The organism is Fictibacillus gelatini DSM 15865 (assembly GCF_000430745.1).
Lineage (GTDB): Bacteria > Bacillota > Bacilli > Bacillales > Fictibacillaceae > Fictibacillus_A > Fictibacillus_A gelatini.
Map to the genome: position 1 here is coordinate 1 of NZ_AUMP01000021.1, position 18,725 is coordinate 18,725.

The 18,725-nt window shown below is 40.9% G+C and carries 20 protein-coding genes and 1 pseudogene; 20 read left to right on the top strand and 1 reads right to left on the bottom strand.

Annotated elements, in window-relative coordinates; translation table 11 throughout:
* The 20 genes and pseudogenes from H538_RS26720 to H538_RS23715 all read left to right on the top strand — a co-directional run.
* Positions 1–269: ATP-binding protein (locus H538_RS26720; RefSeq protein ID WP_161627203.1), on the top strand; the 269-nt coding region annotated here is incomplete at its 5' end.
* Between the two features lie 37 nt (positions 270–306).
* Positions 307–705, top strand: a pseudogene (locus H538_RS25565) (molybdopterin dinucleotide binding domain-containing protein); the annotation flags it as partial.
* A complete protein-coding gene (locus H538_RS0111745) occupies positions 705–1,184 on the top strand; it encodes a helical membrane plugin domain-containing protein (protein ID WP_026677770.1) in 480 nt (159 codons plus the stop codon). The pseudogene H538_RS25565 and the gene H538_RS0111745, both read left to right, overlap by 1 nt.
* Before the next feature lie 59 nt (positions 1,185–1,243).
* Positions 1,244–1,684, top strand: coding sequence for a phosphate-starvation-inducible protein PsiE (locus tag H538_RS0111750; RefSeq protein ID WP_026677771.1), 441 nt, complete (start codon positions 1,244–1,246; stop codon positions 1,682–1,684).
* Positions 1,681–2,040: a Na-translocating system protein MpsC family protein gene (locus H538_RS0111755; RefSeq protein WP_026677772.1), complete on the top strand. Its 360-nt coding sequence runs from the start codon at positions 1,681–1,683 to the stop codon at positions 2,038–2,040. The genes H538_RS0111750 and H538_RS0111755 overlap by 4 nt, the downstream gene beginning before the upstream one ends.
* 242 nt (positions 2,041–2,282) lie before the next feature.
* Positions 2,283–4,043 (top strand): methyl-accepting chemotaxis protein, encoded by a 1,761-nt coding sequence (locus H538_RS0111760; RefSeq protein ID WP_026677773.1) that lies wholly within the window; start codon positions 2,283–2,285, stop codon positions 4,041–4,043.
* Between the two features lie 353 nt (positions 4,044–4,396).
* Positions 4,397–4,546: a teichoic acid D-Ala incorporation-associated protein DltX gene (locus tag H538_RS0111765; RefSeq protein WP_026677774.1), complete on the top strand. Its 150-nt coding sequence runs from the start codon at positions 4,397–4,399 to the stop codon at positions 4,544–4,546.
* Between the two features lie 17 nt (positions 4,547–4,563).
* Complete coding sequence (gene dltA / locus H538_RS0111770) at positions 4,564–6,075, top strand: D-alanine--poly(phosphoribitol) ligase subunit DltA (RefSeq protein ID WP_026677775.1); 1,512 nt, start codon at positions 4,564–4,566, stop codon at positions 6,073–6,075.
* On the top strand, positions 6,072–7,220 hold the full coding sequence (dltB, locus tag H538_RS0111775; protein ID WP_026677776.1) for a D-alanyl-lipoteichoic acid biosynthesis protein DltB: 1,149 nt from the start codon (positions 6,072–6,074) through the stop codon (positions 7,218–7,220). The genes dltA and dltB overlap by 4 nt, the downstream gene beginning before the upstream one ends.
* 32 nt (positions 7,221–7,252) lie before the next feature.
* Positions 7,253–7,492 (top strand): D-alanine--poly(phosphoribitol) ligase subunit 2, encoded by a 240-nt coding sequence (gene dltC / locus H538_RS0111780; protein ID WP_026677777.1) that lies wholly within the window; start codon positions 7,253–7,255, stop codon positions 7,490–7,492.
* Entirely contained in the window at positions 7,489–8,682 is a 1,194-nt protein-coding gene (gene dltD / locus H538_RS0111785) for a D-alanyl-lipoteichoic acid biosynthesis protein DltD (protein WP_026677778.1), read from the top strand. The genes dltC and dltD overlap by 4 nt, the downstream gene beginning before the upstream one ends.
* Before the next feature lie 398 nt (positions 8,683–9,080).
* The gene (abc-f, locus tag H538_RS0111790) at positions 9,081–10,904 is read left to right on the top strand and encodes a ribosomal protection-like ABC-F family protein (RefSeq protein ID WP_035350717.1); all 1,824 of its coding nucleotides are present in this window, start codon (positions 9,081–9,083) and stop codon (positions 10,902–10,904) included.
* Between the two features lie 175 nt (positions 10,905–11,079).
* On the top strand, positions 11,080–11,220 hold the full coding sequence (locus tag H538_RS26575) for a hypothetical protein (RefSeq protein WP_211235567.1): 141 nt from the start codon (positions 11,080–11,082) through the stop codon (positions 11,218–11,220).
* A 409-nt stretch (positions 11,221–11,629) separates the two neighbouring features.
* The gene (locus H538_RS0111805; protein ID WP_026677780.1) at positions 11,630–11,953 is read left to right on the top strand and encodes a c-type cytochrome; all 324 of its coding nucleotides are present in this window, start codon (positions 11,630–11,632) and stop codon (positions 11,951–11,953) included.
* A 129-nt stretch (positions 11,954–12,082) separates the two neighbouring features.
* Positions 12,083–13,261 (top strand): 8-amino-7-oxononanoate synthase, encoded by a 1,179-nt coding sequence (bioF, locus tag H538_RS0111810; RefSeq protein WP_026677781.1) that lies wholly within the window; start codon positions 12,083–12,085, stop codon positions 13,259–13,261.
* Positions 13,258–14,055: an alpha/beta fold hydrolase gene (locus tag H538_RS0111815; RefSeq protein ID WP_026677782.1), complete on the top strand. Its 798-nt coding sequence runs from the start codon at positions 13,258–13,260 to the stop codon at positions 14,053–14,055. Before bioF ends, H538_RS0111815 begins: the two co-directional genes overlap by 4 nt.
* The gene (gene bioC / locus H538_RS0111820) at positions 14,000–14,830 is read left to right on the top strand and encodes a malonyl-ACP O-methyltransferase BioC (protein ID WP_026677783.1); all 831 of its coding nucleotides are present in this window, start codon (positions 14,000–14,002) and stop codon (positions 14,828–14,830) included. The genes H538_RS0111815 and bioC overlap by 56 nt, the downstream gene beginning before the upstream one ends.
* 80 nt (positions 14,831–14,910) lie before the next feature.
* On the top strand, positions 14,911–15,738 hold the full coding sequence (locus tag H538_RS0111825) for an SAM-dependent methyltransferase (protein WP_026677784.1): 828 nt from the start codon (positions 14,911–14,913) through the stop codon (positions 15,736–15,738).
* Between the two features lie 171 nt (positions 15,739–15,909).
* Entirely contained in the window at positions 15,910–16,137 is a 228-nt protein-coding gene (locus tag H538_RS25570) for a hypothetical protein (protein WP_081412645.1), read from the top strand.
* 141 nt (positions 16,138–16,278) lie between these two features.
* On the top strand, positions 16,279–16,788 hold the full coding sequence (locus H538_RS23715; RefSeq protein ID WP_051291452.1) for a YhcN/YlaJ family sporulation lipoprotein: 510 nt from the start codon (positions 16,279–16,281) through the stop codon (positions 16,786–16,788).
* Between the two features lie 36 nt (positions 16,789–16,824).
* Here the strand turns inward: H538_RS23715 and H538_RS0111840 are convergent, their stop codons facing one another.
* Complete coding sequence (locus H538_RS0111840; RefSeq protein ID WP_026677786.1) at positions 16,825–18,714, bottom strand: FtsX-like permease family protein; 1,890 nt, start codon at positions 18,712–18,714, stop codon at positions 16,825–16,827.
* Between the last annotated feature and the right edge of the window lie 11 nt (positions 18,715–18,725).

An 18,725-nucleotide genomic window follows, 5' to 3' on the forward strand; every position in this document is an offset into this window, starting at 1 on the left:
CCATTATCCTCACCTCTAACAAATCATACGGAAATTGGGGAGAGATTTTTGGAGATCGTGTGTTAGCGTCAGCGATTTTAGATCGACTACTTCATTATTCACATACCATCAATATTAAAGGAGAAAGCTATCGAATCAAGGAGAAGAAGAAAGCAGGATTTTTCAACACGGAAAAAACAGTGAATGAATATTCGATCAATTCCCTTTCCCCCTCGGGGGAAAGGGAATCCCAAACACGATTGAAAGGAAGTGATACCATAGAAAGATAGAGCTTTTTGTGTTAATAATGGGGAATTTTAAAACGGCATTTTTGGGGAATTTTCAACTGAGGTTGACAATCGAAAGGTAGAAGACGGATCATTAGTCCGCCTTATTTCTCCATACGGCGCGATTAAGCTTCGTGCAGTGGTGACCGATCGAGTCCAGGGCAAAGAATTGTACGTTCCAATGCACTCAGTAAGCCATGAAAATGCAATTAATCTTTTAACTGGAAGTGTCGGTGATGTTCGGACACAAACTCCAGCCTACAAACAGATCAAAGTGAAAATGGAGGTCATTGAGAAAAAAGGAAACAGGCCTCTTCCGCTGTATAACCCCCGTTACGCAAAACGTAACCCGCAGCCTGGCGTTCAAGTGGAACGTAAGTGGGCACGTAAAGATTACGAAGCGATTGCTGACGTGAATATACCAGGAGGTAATAAATAATGGCAAAACCAATCACAAAGATAGAGGAACCCGTCCTTACCGAAAAGGAAAAACAAGATCAGTCCCTTCAAAAAGTTTTAGAAGACGTATCCAAAAATGCCGATGGGATTAAAGAAACCATTCAACTGCTCCAAGAACTCCACGAAAGTGGGATTCTTGGAGCTATCAATCATCTTGTTGAAGCAAAAGAACAAGTAGCAAAAATTGCAGTAGGGCAAATGTTACGTCCCCCCGTAACCAATGCCCTTAATAATGCAATGGCTGCAGCCGGGGTATTAACAGAAATAGACCCTGAAACAACAAAAAAACTGACGGCAGGCCTATCGAAAGGTCTTCAAAAAGCAGAGGAAGGGTTACGGACGAATAAAAAAGTTGGCGTTTTCGATTTAGTAAAATTATTGAAAGACCCTGATATTAATCGTGTGATAACGTTTTCTCTTGACTTATTAAAGGGGTTAGGCGAAGGACTTAAGGATTAGCCCCGGCAGATGTACTTTTTATTCATGTCAAAAGGGTAGAATAAAGATGGAGGATATTTATGTTTGGATCGGATAATGTAAAAAAAGGGAAGTGGCTAATACAACTGTATCAAATGATGTTGAATACAGCATTGATTTTACTTAGCTTTCTTTTAGGGTATTTTTTATTTAGGGAGCTTTATTACATTTTTAATGATGTTTTTTTTGCCAATAGGAATGTTCATGAAATTTTTAGCAAAATCCTGGTGTTTTTCCTGTATTTCGGATTCATTTCTATGATTGTGCAATATTTCAGAGAAGATTACCATTTTCCATTACGATATCTTCTCTATATAGGAATTACCGCTGCCATTCGATTCATCATCGTAAATAACGGAGAACCCATTCAAAATTTATGGCTATCTGTCGTCATTTTTGTACTTACCATTAGCTATATCATCTTGCCTCCGGCAGAAGCTAAAATGATAAAAGGGCTAGATAGGAGATATGAAATGAAATGAAAAAAAATGTGGAACATCAATTTAATATGTTAATTCGTGAAATACGCAAAGAATATGTTGGCAATGGACCAAGAGAAATTACTACCCGTTTTGCAGGCAATTGGGTCATTAGTGAGATGAAAGGCAATCTGACGAATGTGGAACATTTTATGATAAGCTCAATAGAAGGGCAACGGGTAGTTCATGAAGCGCGAACAAAATTAGTAAAGCAAATTTATAAGAATCCTGTCGTTTTGAAAAAATTTGAAGAAATTACAGAAGCAAAAATTGTAAACATCTTTACAGACATTGATATAGAGACTGATACGGCAATGACCATTTATGTATTTGACAGACCTATTCATGGATCATTGTGATCTATGGTTCTTAATAATAGTAGCCTTATATGCAATGAATAAACATTATAAGGCTACTATGGTAATAAAACCTCCAGTTACACACTTTTTTATTCAATCATACCATGGTCCATAATTTTCAACGTTGGAGTAATAAAGTAAGCTCACCTTTTGCCGAAAAAGAGATTACTACTATACTAAAAGTTAATGCCTTATATGCCGATATATAGTAAAAGAAGTTTGAAAGGTGAGCTGAGTCAATAATGAAAAGATCAAAAGGAAACATCGGGAAACCTAAAAAAGAATCATCCATTGCTAAACCGATTATCGGGTTTACAAGTTTGACATTAATTTTACTCATGGTGATTAATGGTTTTTTATTGTACAAAACGGTTTTCACTTCAACCGATAGAACGCTTGGGAATTTTGGAACGATTGTTGCGGATAGTTTTTCCAAACAACTTGATCCTGCTTTATATGAAGAATTTTTGCAAAATAAAACAGAGAATGATGCATATTGGAAATTGCGGGATGAACTTAACGAATTTCGAAAAAAGATTGGCGCTTTTTATGTTTATACGATAGAAGTTAAAGACAATCAGAAATTGTCCATTTTAGTGGACGGGATGGATAAAAACGCTAAAAATGCATCGAAGATCGGTGCACCTACCACCGCTACAACGTACAATGATGTAAAAGATGTGTTAAACGGAAAGACGGCAAGTACGAACATTGTCCATGATGCTGAGTATGGTGATTACTTATCGGCGTTTGCCCCGATTAAAAATTCTTCAGGCGATGTCATCGGTGTTCTCGGTATCGATATTAAAGCAAAAGATGCCGCTAGTATTAGTATGAATATTTTAAAAGAGGAAAGTTTCGTTTTAGTCATCGTTAATATTGTCACTTTGCTATTGTCTGTCGGCCTTATTTATTTTTATTGCAGACGTACATTAAAGCCGTTAACACATTTAGAAGAGCAAGCGGCGAAAATTGCAGAGGGCGACTTCCGCTTAGAAGAGCTCTCGTATACTAAACATAACGAAGTTGGAAGAATTTATGAGTCGTTCAACAACATGAAAGTTCAATTAAATAAACTAATTTTGGATGTGAAAGAAACGGCAAAACAAACCAATGAACAATTTTCTGTCATTGCGGACGAAATTAGAGGAATACAGGAACAGGCCTTGAGTATTCGTACGGCAAGTGAAGAAATTGCGAGCGGAAATGAAGGGGTTGCCTCTTCGATGGAAAACACGTCCAGCGTCATAAATGGATTTCAGAAAGAAGTTCAAACTGTTTATGAGGCGGTCGGAAAAATGGAAGAAATCACGAATGATGTTTCTTACACTCAACAAAAAAGCTTCGAATCGCTGCAAGGGTTGATTACAGCCAGTGAGGATACAAGAGAAAAGTTTGCCGATGTAACAAAGGCTATGGACAGGCTCAATAAACATTCTGAACAAATTGGAAACATTGTAAAGGAAATTCATTCCATTGCTGGCCAAACGAATTTATTAGCGCTTAATGCATCGATTGAAGCAGCCCGCGCTGGGGAGCATGGAAAGGGCTTTGCCGTTGTCGCGAATGAAGTCGGGAATCTGGCAAATCAATCGTCAGAAGCGACAAAATCGATTGAAAAAAATATCGCTGAGATTCAAACACATATAGTAGAAACGATTACAAAAACGGAAGAAACGGTTCATCAATTTAACGAGCAGTATAGGGAAATGGAAGAAGTAAAACAAAGTGTCCTTCATCTAACCGAGCTAGTTGAAGAGTCAAAGAAGTCAATCGTTACGATCTTTAATCTCATTTCAATGATGAAAGAACAACAAATGAAAATAAATGAGGAAGTCATGTCTGTTACGGCTGTATCTGAAGAAACGGCCGCAACGACTGAAGAAGTTACAGCTACCATTCAACAAGTAGAATCAAACGTTCATCACTTTGCAGAAAATGTTGAACGAGTGTCAAAAGCGATCCATAATCTTGAAACGAAAACGAATCAATTTAAGCTTTAGGAAAAGTCCCCCATATACAGGAAAGCGATATGGGGGCTTTTTATGTGATTTTGGTTTATAAATTTGTAACTTTTTTGTTACCCTTTTTTTGTTTTTTGCCTCTATACTTAGTCGTTGTAGTAATATAACAATTGGATGTTCAAAAAGTCCGGGAAACATTGCCTGCGAATTTCTACGTCAGCTTGCTCCTGTGCTCCTCACGTATTAAAAACATACGCTCCGGTGCGCGGAGGCTGCGCTTCCTTGAACTTCTTGGCTCTGTTTGTCCTCCTTTTTGAACACGAAATAAAACGATTATAATGTTTAAAACCTTTAAATCTTAAATTAAACACGAAAGTATTTTAAAGGGGAAATTGAAAATGTTAAAAAAACTATGGTCTAAGCCACTTACACAATGGGTGTTTAAAACTTCCTATTACCTGGCGATCTTAATAGGCCTTTTATGGTTGTATGGCATTAATGGCACTGGCGGCAATGCGCCATTTATTTATAATGAATTTTAAAAAGGTAGGATGAACGAATGAGTTTACTAAAACAAATCGAGAAATGGGCCATCGAACATCCTGATCGGCCGGCCTTCCGTTATAGAGAGCATGTGCTATCGTATGGGCAGTTAAAGAACCAATCCGATGCGCTGAGCGTTTGGATTCAACAAAATTTCCCGAATGATTCGGCGCCAATCATGGTGTATGGCCATATGCAGCCAGAGATGATCGTTTGCTTTTTGGCTGCGGTCAAATCCGGCCGCGCTTACATTCCGGTCGATGTTTCGATTCCGAATGAACGCATTGAACGCATCGCCGAAAATTCGGGTGCGAAGCTGTTTTTCGCTGTTGAAGAGACATCACTTAACCTTCCGCTAAAGCGGATCGATAGAAACGAAATCCGATCGATCGCCGAAAGGTTGAGCGGAGAGTCCCTTGACCGGGAATTGGCGGTGGATGGAGATGATAACTTTTATATTATCTATACATCCGGAAGTACAGGCAACCCGAAAGGGGTTCAAATTACCCACGATTGCCTGGAGAGCTTTGTCAGCTGGACGCTTCGCGACTTCGGCCTGACAACCGGCCAGGTGTTTTTAAATCAGGCACCATTTTCCTTTGATTTATCCGTCATGGATCTGTATCCATCACTCGTTACAGGGGGAACGCTCTGGGCGATCGATAAACAGATGATTGCGAAACCGAAGGAATTGTTTACATCTTTGGCGGAGTCGGGCGTTAACGTCTGGACATCAACTCCGTCCTTCGTCGAAATGTGTTTGATGGAACCGGCGTTTGGCGAGAATATGCTGCCGGGGCTTGACACCTTTTTGTTTTGCGGGGAAGTCTTATCGAACGATGTTGCGAAACAATTGCTTGAGCGCTTTCCAAAGGCGAAAGTGATCAATTCGTACGGCCCAACTGAAGCGACTGTCGCCGTCACGAGCATCGAGATCACGAAAGAAACGATCGAGCAATATCAACCGCTTCCGGTCGGATACTGCAAATCCGATTGCCGCATTTTGATCATGGCTGAAGACGGCACCGTTCTTCCTGACGGGGAAAAAGGAGAAATCGTCATCGTCGGCCCAAGTGTGGCGAAAGGCTACTTGAGCGATCCGGCGCGAACGGAAGAAGCGTTTCTTATGATCAACGGCGAGCGGGCCTATCGGACAAAAGACGCCGGCTCTTTAAAAGACGGGCTGCTCTTTTGCCACGGCCGGCTCGACTTCCAGATTAAACTCCACGGATACCGTATGGAGCTCGAAGAAATTGAACATCATTTGCGCGCAAGTTCGTACGTGCAAACGGCCGTTGTCGTTCCGGTTAAAAAGAACGACAAATACGATCATCTGCTCGCAATCGTTGTGGCAGGCAGCCACGAGTTTGAAAAAGAATACCAGCTGACATCCGCGATAAAAAAAGAGCTGGCAGAAATTCTGCCGGCGTACATGATTCCGCGGAAATTCGTCTACCGGTCTTCCGTCCCGATGACGGCCAACGGAAAGGTGGACCGCAAAAAATTGCTTGAAGAGGTTACCGCATGACACCTTATGCAACACTGACGTATTTTATCATCTTAGCGGTTTTTCTCCTCCCGTCCATTATCGCCGGGCTCCGGGGAAAAACGTTCAAAACCTATAACGCCTGTTTAACGGTCGTTTTTTTAGCGATCATTTTCGCGAACCAGCCGCTTGAAGCCGGTTCCCTCATTCTCTTTACGATCTGGCAGGCAGTGTTAGTCAAAGGGTATTTAACCACCAGGCTCAAACACAATTCAACAGGCTATTTTTACGGGGCGATGGTGCTTGCGATTTTACCGCTCGCCCTTTCCAAGTTTGCGCCGTTTTTTACAAGCGGCAGTCTGGTTGGCTTTTTGGGCATTTCATATTTGACATTTAAAGCTGTCCAAATGATTATGGAAATCCGGGATGGCCGGATAAAAGAGGTCTCGTTCTATCGTTTTTTACGCTTTCTGCTCTTTTTCCCGACCATTACATCCGGTCCGATTGACCGGTACCGCCGGTTTGAAAAAGATATCGAGCACACCCCGACGAAAGACGAATACAAAAACCTGTTATATACTGGGGTTAACCGGATTTTCCAGGGGTTTTTATACAAATTCATTATCGGGTATTTGATCCATCACTATATTATGAGTTCCGGACCGGTTCAGGAACATACGTTTATGGGCACATGGCTGTATATGTACGCCTATAGCATGTACCTGTTCTTTGACTTTGCCGGCTACAGCGCTTTTGCGATCGGCGTGAGCTATATGCTCGGCATTAAAACGCCGGAAAACTTCAATAAACCGTTTATCAGCCGGAACATTAAAGAATTCTGGGACCGCTGGCATATGACACTGTCATTCTGGTTCCGCGACTACGTCTATATGCGGTTCGTCTATTTTATGATTAAAAAGAAAGTCATTAAAGACCGATACCTTATTTCCTATATGGGCTTTCTTTTAAACTTTTTGATCATGGGCATCTGGCACGGTCCGCACGTCAACTATATCGTGTACGGGTTATACCATGCCGCTTTATTTATCTTGTTTGATCTGTTTGAACGCCAAAACAAAAAGCGTCGTTTTTGGCCGCAAAACCGGCTGACCGATTGTCTTGCCGTCATCATTACGTTCCATTTCGTTTGTTTCGGCTTTTTGATCTTCTCTGGAAGGATCATCTAAAAACACTATGTAAAATAAAGGAGTTTATCACCATGGAAAACGTAAAAGAACAAGTATTGGAGATTTTAGAAGAAGTGTGTGAAAACGAAGTTGTGAAAGAAAATCCCGATGTGAAGCTGTTTGAAGAAGGGCTGCTCGATTCGTTCGGGACGGTATCTTTACTCGTCGAAATTGAACAACGGCTAGGACTAGAAGTCTCCATTTCCGACTTTGACCGGGAGGAATGGGCGACCCCGAACCTTATTATTCAAAAGCTGGCGGACATGAGATGAAAAAGGCAACGTTTGGCCCTATCATTGCGGCGGTTCTCATCTTTCTTATCCTTTTATGGATTCCAACTAGCTTGTTACAGTCTTCAGTGACGAACAATGAGGTGAAACAGGCCGCAACAAGCTTGGATCCCAACATGTTTCAAGGGATAGCGCTGCAAAAGAAAATGCTTCAAGATAAGCATTACCTTCCATTGTATGGGTCATCCGAGCTTTTTCGATTAGACGAATACCACCCTTCAAATTACTTTAAAGTCAAACATGAAGGCTTCATCCCCTTTTTAGTCGGGCGAGGGGGAACCCAATCGCTCGTGCAGTTTTTAAACCTGGCGGCGACTTCAAACGAACTGAAAAATCGCAAGGTCGTTTTTATCCTTTCCCCGCAATGGTTCGTGAAGGAAGGCTTGAATCACCGCCATTTTGCGCCGAACTTTTCGAAGCTTCAGGCGTACGATCTGGCGTTTAACGACACGATCGATCCGATATTGAAAAAGCGGGCAGCGAAAAGGCTGTTGTCTTTTCCATTTATCCGAAAAGATAGAGACCTCGCCGCCCTCTTAAATGGGGTTGTTCATGGGGATCCGATCGATCAGGCGAAAAAATACGCCTTTACTCCGTATGCGTATGCAAACTATAAAGTGCTTACGTGGAGGGATTTCGTCCAATCCCGCTCCATTCATGCCCGTAAGGCAAAAGTCGATCCAAGCCTTGGGTCGTTATCATGGGAAGAGTTGATCAAGCGAGCTGAGATCACGGGAGAGAGAAGTTCCCGTTCCAACCCATACGGCATTACCGATCGGTATTATAAGCGGAAAATCGAACCGCGGATTAATGAATTGAAAGGCTACCGGGCGAAAGAGCATTACAACCATTCGCCGGAATATCGGGACTTACAGCTCATTTTAGATTTATTCAGGGAAAATCATACCCAGGCGTTGTTCGTTTCTATCCCGGTGAACGGAAAATGGTATGACTTTGCAGGCGTGCCGAAAGAACGGCGCCAGGTCTATTATAAAAAAGTGAGACACCAAATTGAAAAAGCCGGATTCCCGGTCGCCGACTTTTCCAATCATGAGTACGACAAATATTTCTTGAAAGACACGATGCATTTAGGATGGAAAGGCTGGGTCTATTTTGACCGAGCGATTGCAGAATTTTATCATTCAAAGAAACCAATCTCTAAAAAATATTAATTAAACAGCAACCCGCTGATAAATGATTCATTTATCAGCGGGTTGAATTTCTTTTTTACATCGGATATGATATAGAGGAAGAAAGTTTTGGAAATAAGAAGGAGGATTAAATTTAGGCCGATGATTGATATCCCGACTTTTGTTGCGTAAATCATTTTTAATACGGACAAATGGCTCTGCCGGTGGGAGAGCGGACGGGATACGTATGCCTATTTTTATCTTTTTATAGCATATATATTTACGATTGGCTTTTGGCCATCGTTTATTTTCGTGTATTTTTTCCGCCCTTGATCTCACAGGCTGCCGTCTGTGATTTTTTTATTGCCTGGTTTCGGTTTGAAGGTCCTGTTAAGCGGGGTACGAACTTTTCTGCCAGCAAATTTATCGGGGGTGTAATGATGTTAATTTTAAAGGCTGAACGTCTTTCAAAGGAATTGAATGGGAATCTCCTTTTTAAAAATGCGAATATTGAAGTGTTTGAAGGGGAGCATATAGCAATCATAGGAAAAAATGGTGTAGGAAAAACAACACTTTTAAAAATATTGAAAGGTGAAGTAGAAAAAGACTCGGGAACGATTTACAGTAAGGTACCGGCCAGTCAATGGGGAATGCTTGAACAGCAAACGGGACAAGAGGAAATGTGTACTCTTCTTGAATATGTCAAGAAAGGGCATCGTTATCTATATGAGATAAAAAACGAACTTGAACAATTGCAAAATCGAATGGCGAAACAAGAGGAAACGTTTTTTGACCAAATCATGAACCGATATAGTGAACTTCAGGAACAGTACATTTTAAATGGCGGGTATGAATGGGAACTTGAAATAGAGAAATGTCTCACAAAATTAAAATTTAAGCCACAAGATTGGGAAACCCCTTATGAACGTTTAAGCGGCGGCCAAAAAACGAAAGCACAGTTAGCCCGCATTTTAATTGGAAAACCAAAACTGATCATTTTAGATGAACCGACCAATCATTTAGATACAGAGACGATGGGTTGGCTGGAAGAATGGATGAACCATTTTAAAGGCACGGTCATTTATGTTTCGCATGACCGCCGCTTTTTAGACCGAACGGCACATAAAACATATGAATTAACAAATGAAGGAACGAAGGTGTACAAAGGTGGCTATAGCGAATATCGGCGGCAAAAAGACATTGAAGAACAGACACAAATGGCCGTCTATAAAAAGCAGCAACAAGAAAGAAAACAATTGCTTGAAGCGATTCAGCGTTATCGCCAGTGGTTTAACTCAGCACATCATGCGGCTTCCGTGCGCGATCCAGGTGCGAAAAAGAAAGCGATGAAAAATATTACGAGAGCGCAGGCTAAAGAAAAAGAGTTAGAACGACTGGATAAAGAATCGGTTACGAAAGTCAAAAAAGATCCTTCTCTTCAAGTGAAGTTTGAAGAAAGTTTCGAGGCGCGCACGCTACTACGGGCAATGAACATATCATTTTCATATGGAGAAAATAACATCGTTAGGCAGCTTCATTTAATTGTAAACCGCGGTGACCGGATCGCAGTTGTCGGTCCAAATGGCGCGGGAAAAACGACATTTTTAAGGCTTTTAACAGGAAAATTATTGCCGGAAGAAGGAAAAATCGTTCATCACCCACAGCTGAAAATCGGCTATTTTGCCCAGGAACTGGAAGACCTTGATTTTAGTAAAACGATATTGGATACATTTTTATCCCTTCCAGATATGACAGAATCGAAGGCGAGAACGATCCTTGCTTGTTTTCTCTTTCGAAAAGATGATGTGTACAAGCGAATAGCGGATTTAAGTATGGGAGAAAAATGCAGGGTGGCGCTCGTAAAGCTTTACTTTTCAGATGCGAATTTGCTTGTGCTGGATGAACCGACCAATTATCTGGATATTGAAACGAGAGAAAGGCTTGAAGAGGCGTTTATCGACTATCCTGGAGCGATGTTGATCGTTTCTCACGACCGCTATCTTTTGCAAAAGGTTGCCAATCGCGTCATCCGATTAAATGAAGGAGAGGTTGAGATCTTTCAGGAACCGTATAAAGATTTCTTCGAGAGAATGGAAAATAGCCACCATCCAGTCGATTCACTCGTTGTGAATCAAATTAAAAAACTTGAGCTTGATCTTATCAATAGCATCGCAGAGGAGCAGGGAAGTGAAGCGATTGAAGCGGAACGTCTCAAGCGGATCCAAACGATTAAACGAGAAATTGCCCGGTTAAAAGGAGAATAGCTTTATTTCCCCCGCATTTCAATTGTGCGGGGGATTCGCTTTGAATGGTAGCGTTTTCTTAAAGTGCAACATCTAATTTTGACAAAATGATGACAAAATGCTCGCAAAAATGATGAAATGGTGTTATGATAAAACAAAGTTAAAAACCACTTTATCATAAAGGAGTTGTGGTGAAATGAAAATTTTGAAAAAAGTCTTTAAATATGTATTTGTCGCAAATGCAGCTGTTATTTTAACCATCGCCTTATTGCCTGCTTTACTTATTACAAATGATATTAGCGTACTGCAAGATGTGTTAGAGTATATTTCAAAATAAATTTTCTAGACAACGTATAGGTTTTCAAAATGAGAAAGCGGTGATTTTAGATCACCACTTTTTCTCAGCGTTTGGGACGTATTATTGGAAGAACGATTCCCGATTCATAAAGAAGGATGGGCGGGACAGTACAAGTAATCAGCTGAAACGTTAGCCATCACAAAACGCACATAGTTACATAAGCAAAATAATGAATTTGAGAACCGTTTTTGTTAAATTAGTTAAATGTTCAATTGCTGTTTTGATTGAGTTTCTGTCTAATTCGCCTTCATTGTTTCTTCGCGAACTTTCCGTATCCGTCAAAGCCTAAAGATCTTGCTCCAAATAAAATTCAAAAAATGTTATCTCTCGTATATTCGGCCTTAAAGAAGTTATAATAAAAACAAAATGTATTTAAAGGAGAAGAATCATGAAAAAATTAATTATTATAACTTGCCTCGCGCTATCACTTGCCGCATGTGCGGCCAATAAGCAGACAAAAGAAGAAAAGCCTGGCGGAGGTAAAGTTGATACTGCTGCTGCAAAACAAGTATTTAAACAAAACTGTGCCAGCTGCCACGGCCAAAACTTAGAAGGTACAAATGCTGCTCCAAAACTAAGTGATGTTGGCAAAAAAATGAGTAAAGATCAAATTCTTAATCAAATCAAAAATGGAGGAGGCGGAATGCCAGGCGGACTCATTAAAGGAAATGATGCCGAAAACGTTGCTGGATGGCTCGCTTCTAAAAAATAAAAAATGGCAACCTTTCTTCGATGAAAGGTTGCTTTTTTTAACAAAGTATTGTTAACCTATAAATAATATTAGTTAACAAATGTCGGCCTTGCGAGTAAAATAAAAAGTGAGGGAGGGAAGTGGTGAATGATGACGTTTGAAAGTGACCTTAAAGATGAACTGGCAAGGTTAAAGCAGCTGCATAAGAAGAGGAATATGATGGTGGCTGAAAAGGCGATAGAGCCATGGCTGATCAGGCAAAACAAAAAGCTTCTCAATTTAGCTTCCAATAATTATTTAGGATTAGCGGGAGATATACGGCTGAAAAAAGCTGCCGTTCAAGCCGTTGAACAATACGGAACAGGTGCGGCTGCTTCAAGGCTTATTGTCGGAAACCATCCTCTTTATGAACAAGCAGAAGCCTTGTTAACAGACTGGAAAGAATCTGAAGCCGGAGTCATTTTCACTTCCGGCTATACCGCTAATTTAGGAATCATTTCTGCGATCTGTGATCGAAAAAGCATTGTATTCAGTGATAAGTTAAACCACGCTTCTATTATCGACGGAATCATTCTTAGCCGTGCGGAACATAAACGGTACCGCCACAATGATCTTAATCATCTTGAAGAGTTATTGAAAAAGGCATCGCCCGATCAACGGAAACTTATTGTAACAGACAGTGTATTTAGCATGGATGGCGATACGGCGCTGCTAAAAGATTTAGTTACGCTTAAAGAGCGGTATGGGGCAATATTGATGGTCGATGAAGCTCACAGCACTGGTATCTATGGTGATCATGGCGAGGGACTTGTCCATCATTTGAAACTACAAGGAAAAATTGATATTCAAATGGGAACATTCAGTAAAGCGCTCGGGTCTTTCGGTGCGTACATCGTTGGGGAAGCATGGTTGATAGAATATCTTCTTAATCAATCGCGAAGTTTCATTTATACGACGGCTCTTCCGCCTTCTATTCTTGGGTCGATTAGTTCAGCCATCGAAATTGTTCGAACGAATTGGCATTTGCGCGAGCGTCTCTGGAAAAATGTAACGTATTTTCGGATCGCACTAGAGGAGTCGGGATTTGATCTTTGCGGAAGCGAGACACAAATTGTTCCGATTAAGATTGGTTCAACTGAAGGGGCCATTCGCTTTAGTCAAAGGCTGCAAGAAGAAGGAGTTGCGGCAATTGCCATTCGTCCGCCAACGGTCCCGGAAAACGCGGCAAGAATCCGCTTTTCAATAATGGCTACCCATGACCTTAAAGATCTAGAGTGGGCTGTAAAGAAAATCGTTTTAGTTGGTAAAGAGATGGGAGTAATCGCATGAGCAAAAAACAGTTGGTTATGCTGCCAGGATGGGGGATGGAAAGTGCGGTCTGGTCGCTTCTTGCGGACGGGCTTCGCGAAAGCTTTTCAATCCAGCTTGTGGACTGGCGCGGGCTTAAAACAATTGATGGTGTGAGGAAACGGGTAAACGAGTACATCCAACAGGATACAATGGAGTCTTTCACAGTCATTGGTTGGTCACTCGGTTCACTTGCGGCGATCGATATAGCTAGTACATATCCTTCGAAAGTAAGGCATCTCATTTTATTAAGCGGAACAAGCCGGTTCACAATGGATTCCGATTATGAATGCGGAGTGCATCCGAAAATGGTTGAAAGAATGAAACGGCAACTTATGCGTAATAAGGAAAAAACATTAGCGTCTTTCTATGAATCGATGTTTTCAACTGAAGAACGGCGAAAAGGGGAGGTTCAGCGGTTTATGGGAGAAATCGGCGAGAAGTTTGTTGGTGATGATGTTCATTCCTTGCGAAGTGGATTGGATTATTTAATAGCGTCAGATTTCCGCAGCAAATTGGAACAAATCTCATCGCCAGTCTTATTGATTCACGGCGAAGAAGATGCCATATGCCCTTTTCGCGCTTCACAGTATATTGAGCAACGGATAAAAGAAAATGTGACTATAAAACGGCTGCAACATACGGGGCACATTCCGTTTTTCACAATGCCCGATCAATGTTTGCATTGGATTAAAGAGTTTGTGGGAGGAGAAGCCAATCATGATCAACAAACAGTTATTGCAAAAACGATTCAGCAAACAGGCGGAAACGTATGACCAATTTGCCGTTGTTCAAAAGAAAATGGCCGAAGAAGTATTGGCAATAGTAAAACGGCAAAAGTTGAAAAATGAAACGGTCGCCGTTCTCGAAATAGGATGCGGGACAGGCTATTTAACGGAGCGGCTTTGCGCCTTTTTTCCAAACGCTTTGATTCACGCTGTTGATCTTGCACCGGGGATGATCAGCGTTGCTCAAAAGCGGGTAATGCAACGAAATGTTTCATTCCTTTGTGGAGATATCGAAGAAATGATGTTACAGCATAAATATGACCTCATCATTTCGAATGCGACGTTTCAATGGCTGAATCAGCTTGAACATACGCTTCAATATCTTTTTTCACACTTAAAGCAAAACGGGGTTCTATGTTTTTCGACGTTCGGGCATTTGACGTTTCAAGAGCTCCATGCGTCTTTCCGCCAGGCCAAACGGTCTTTTCAGCTTGAAGACACAAATCGCCCGGGACAACCATTTCATTCACTAAAAGGCTTGCAAAAAGTAATTGCTCATTCGCTGGAGCCATCATCTTTTTCCTTCAAAGGAAAAGAAAGATTAGAAGTTCAAACTTTCCCTGACGTAAGAGACTTTCTTACATCGATTAAAAAAATTGGTGCCAACAATAGCAATGAAGGGGATTATTGCCAGCGGCCAGCCGTTTTTAAAAAGATGATGAGAATTTATGAATCTCACTATAGGTTGGATGATCTCATTAAAGCAACCTATCATTGTTTGTATGTGACGATCGAGAAAAACAGAAAAGATAATTGCAAATAGGATGAAATTAAATTTCACTGACATCAGCTGAGCTCCAACCATAGTATATCGAGAGAAATATTGTTAAAGGAGCGAATGAAATGGATCCAGTCGCCGATACGTCTCGATATACTGCTGCTGTTCGCGCCAGAGAAAGCGAAAGGCCGGATCGCCTTTTTTTTGATCCGTATGCGAGAACTTTAGCGGGTGATATTGGTTTTACGATAATGAGGAATTTGGAGCAAGAACATGGAAGCGGTATTGAAAATCCGTTTTTGCCTATTCGAACTAAATACTTTGATGATTTTCTAATGCGAATACTGCAACATACAACAATTGACCAAATCGTCATTTTAGCCGCAGGGATGGATGCCCGTGCTTATCGTTTGCCATTGCTTTCCCATTACAAATTATTTGAGCTTGACCGCCCAGAACTAATAGCCTTGAAAAATCAAATTCTTTCAAATGAACATGCGATCCCTTATTGCGACCGCTATACAATTGGCGCTGATTTATCGAAAGAGTGGGAGCGCCAGCTGATTGAAGCGGGGTTCCACCCAGAAAAGCCAGCCATCTGGCTTGCGGAAGGCTTTTTTGTGTACTTAAAACAGCCGTCGGTCGAACATGTCTTGAAGCAAGTTGAAAGGCTGTCTGCTTCTGGTAGCTGGCTCGGAGCAGACCTTATAAGCGAAGCATTCATTAATGGGCCGTGGGCGGAAAAAGACCGAACCTATTTAAAAAAATATGGACTTTCCTGGGAGTTTGGCACGGATGAACCGGAACGGTTTTTAAAACGGTTTGGTTGGGATGCTCAAGCGGTTCAACCAGGATCGTATGAAGCGGATTATGGACGCTGGCCGTTTCCGATAATACCGAGAGAACTTACCGATTTTCCAAAAACTTTCTTAGTGACTGCCTATAAAAAGTAGAAAAATTTTGGATGACGAATCAGAAAATGAGATAAGTGTAAAACAGCACAGCGAAAGGTTACCTGTGCTGTTTATCGTTCATTTTCAAAGGAACGACTTCAGATTGGATAGGCTCCAATTCCTTTACTTATACATATGTTGGACTATATAAAAGGAAGGGGAGGAGAAAGTATGTACGATCAGGATGGGGTTCACCTTTATCAACCGAGTCAATCGAATGCCGCTGCAGAAGAAACGCGTCCTTATTATCCCGGGCCAAGGCCATATCCCTATTATCCGTACTATCCGCCTTATTATTACCCGCCGTCTTACTATCCACCATATTACCCATATCCATATTATCATCATTACCCTTATTATTATCACCATTATCCTTATGGCCATTACCATCATGGCTAAAGTCATGAGAGTCATACAGAAAAATGTCATGGAAATGATTCCATGACATTTTTCTTGCAATAGGCGGTTAATATAATAAATGAATAATTTTTAAAAAGACAGCAGACGTTATATATAATCCATTGATAAGGAGTGACAACAATGTTTGTTCGCTATAAACGAATAGCTTTTGTGATGCTTCTTTTTATGTTTGCACTGCTTTCAGCTTGTCGTAGTGGACAAGATGCGTCAAGACAAGAATTGCGAAACCAGAGTGATCGGCAAAATGTCACGTACAATGACGACCAGCCTCATAAACAGCGCGCTTACGTTAAAAACAAAACGAATATGCAAGTTGCAGATGATGCGGCCGAAAATGTGGCTAATTTACCGGAAGTACACACCGCCAATGTCATTGTCACGGATAATAATGCCTATGTTGCAGCTGTATTGGAAGGCGGCAAGAAGTTAACAAAAGATCTTGAAAAGAAAATGGCAGATGAAGTGAAAAAAGCTGATCCTACCATAAATAATGTTTATGTTTCAACAAACCCCGATTTTGTTAACCATATGAAACGATATGCAAAAGATATTCGAGAAGGACGGCCGATCTCTGGTTTCGTTAATGAATTTTCAAAAATGGTGCAGCGATTATTCCCGAATGCACGCTAAAACATAAAAAGTGCCTACCATCCGGTAGGTACTTTTTTAAAGTGCTCTTTTGATATGATTAATATATCGGGCTCTCATAAATAAGAAATAAATGACTTGAATGAAAAAGAAGCTGCCGAGAACAAAAAGTGACTCTTTCACAAGCGAGTAATCGAACAAATGCTGCAATGCAGTAAGTGCTACGGCACCGTGGATCGTGGCGACAATAATCGGGACAAAAAATAGTAAAGCCAGCTGAAATGTCATTACTTTAGAAAGCTCACGCGGCGTTAACCCTAGCTTTGTGATCGCCCGGTATTGCTTGATGTCTTCGCTTAAATCGGTATATAGGCGAAAATAGAGAAAGCTTCCTGCGGACACGAAAAATACGGCCCCAATAAACAATCCTACGAATAAAATCATGCTCATTCCATCTCTTGCTTTGCCGACTTCAGAAGCTAAAGATGAAAAAACATAAGCTCCATTAGGCGAAGGAGGAATTTTTTTAAGCAAATAGTCGCCTGCCTTTCTCGTTTCTTTCCATCGCTTCACATCAAAAAAGATATAATCTCTTTCTCCTGACCGTGAAATTTTTTGATAAAGAGAGTCAGGAACGATTAACAAATTAAAGCTGACATTGCTAATTGGAAAATCCGATTTATTTGTTATTCCAATTGGATGTAGTGTAATGTTACTTTCTTTCAATAGAATATTTTTACGAATGGGTTGATTCCCCCCCGCTTCTTTTTCATCCGGAACAAAGATCGTTTCGTTGCCTTTAAGAGAAAGGGTTTTTTGCTTTTCGCTTTTGGCAAATGCATTATAATCGGATAATTTCGCGAGCGTAACCTCATTTCCTGTTCTGGCGCTCGTCTCTTTTTTTACGGTGACTTTCGTTTTTACGTAGTTTATTTTTTCATTTTTTAACGTATTTTCGATAAGAGCAATATGCTTTTTTTCCATTTTATTCCCCTGTTTAGAAGAGTAGGTGAAGGCATATGGCTTCCCGTTTGTCATCATATCGCCAATCATTGAGCGAAAGCCGACCAATGTGCCAATAGAAGCAAATGCGACGGTCGACACGATGGCTACAATGAAAAAAATCCGTGCATTATCTTTCATCCGATAGGCCAAATTGGAAAAGGCAATGAGATTCGTTTTGTAGCGATAGCGTTTTTTATTTCGTTTTAACATCGTGATGAACGCTACGCTAAGTTGAGTAAAGAAAAAGTAGGTTCCAATCGTCACAATAATTGTAACTGGGATCATGGCCAAAACAACCCCGACTTCTTTTACCGACAATGCGACAACGTATCCCGTGATTAAAAGAACCGCGGCGAGTATGGATAAGAAAATAGAAGCTTTCGGTTCGGATTTCGGTTTGGCACTTCCAGTTAGTAAATCGATTAATTGGTTGCTGCGTAAAATAGCAGCGGTGAACAGCGAAATAAATAAGTAAAGTGAAAAAAAGGCAAAAAAAGTTAAAACAATGGCCTTCCAGGGAAAATAAAAAGGCAGTTCTTTCGGTATCCCGAGTGCATTTTCTCCAATGAGCAACAACGCTTTTGCAAAGATGAGCCCGCCTAACATCCCGGATATCGTCGAGACAAAGCCGATGATCATATTTTCAAAAAAAACGAGCAGCTTTAATTGAAAAGTAGTAATGCCGTGCATGACGAAAATGCCAAATTCCTTTTTGCGCGATTTTAAAAACGCACTCATCGAATATAAAACAAAGAAAAAGGAGAAGACGTAAATAATGGATTCAGCAAAGTGCATGCCTAAAGAAACATAACTGCCAAGATGTTCTTTAGAAAATGACGGATGAAATGCGAAGACGGCATATACAAAGAAAACCATGACGGAAAAGGCACTGCTTAAGAAATAAGCGGCATAAGTACGTTTATTGCGTGAAACATTTTTAAAGGCCAATTGGCGAAAGGTCACAATTTTCCCCT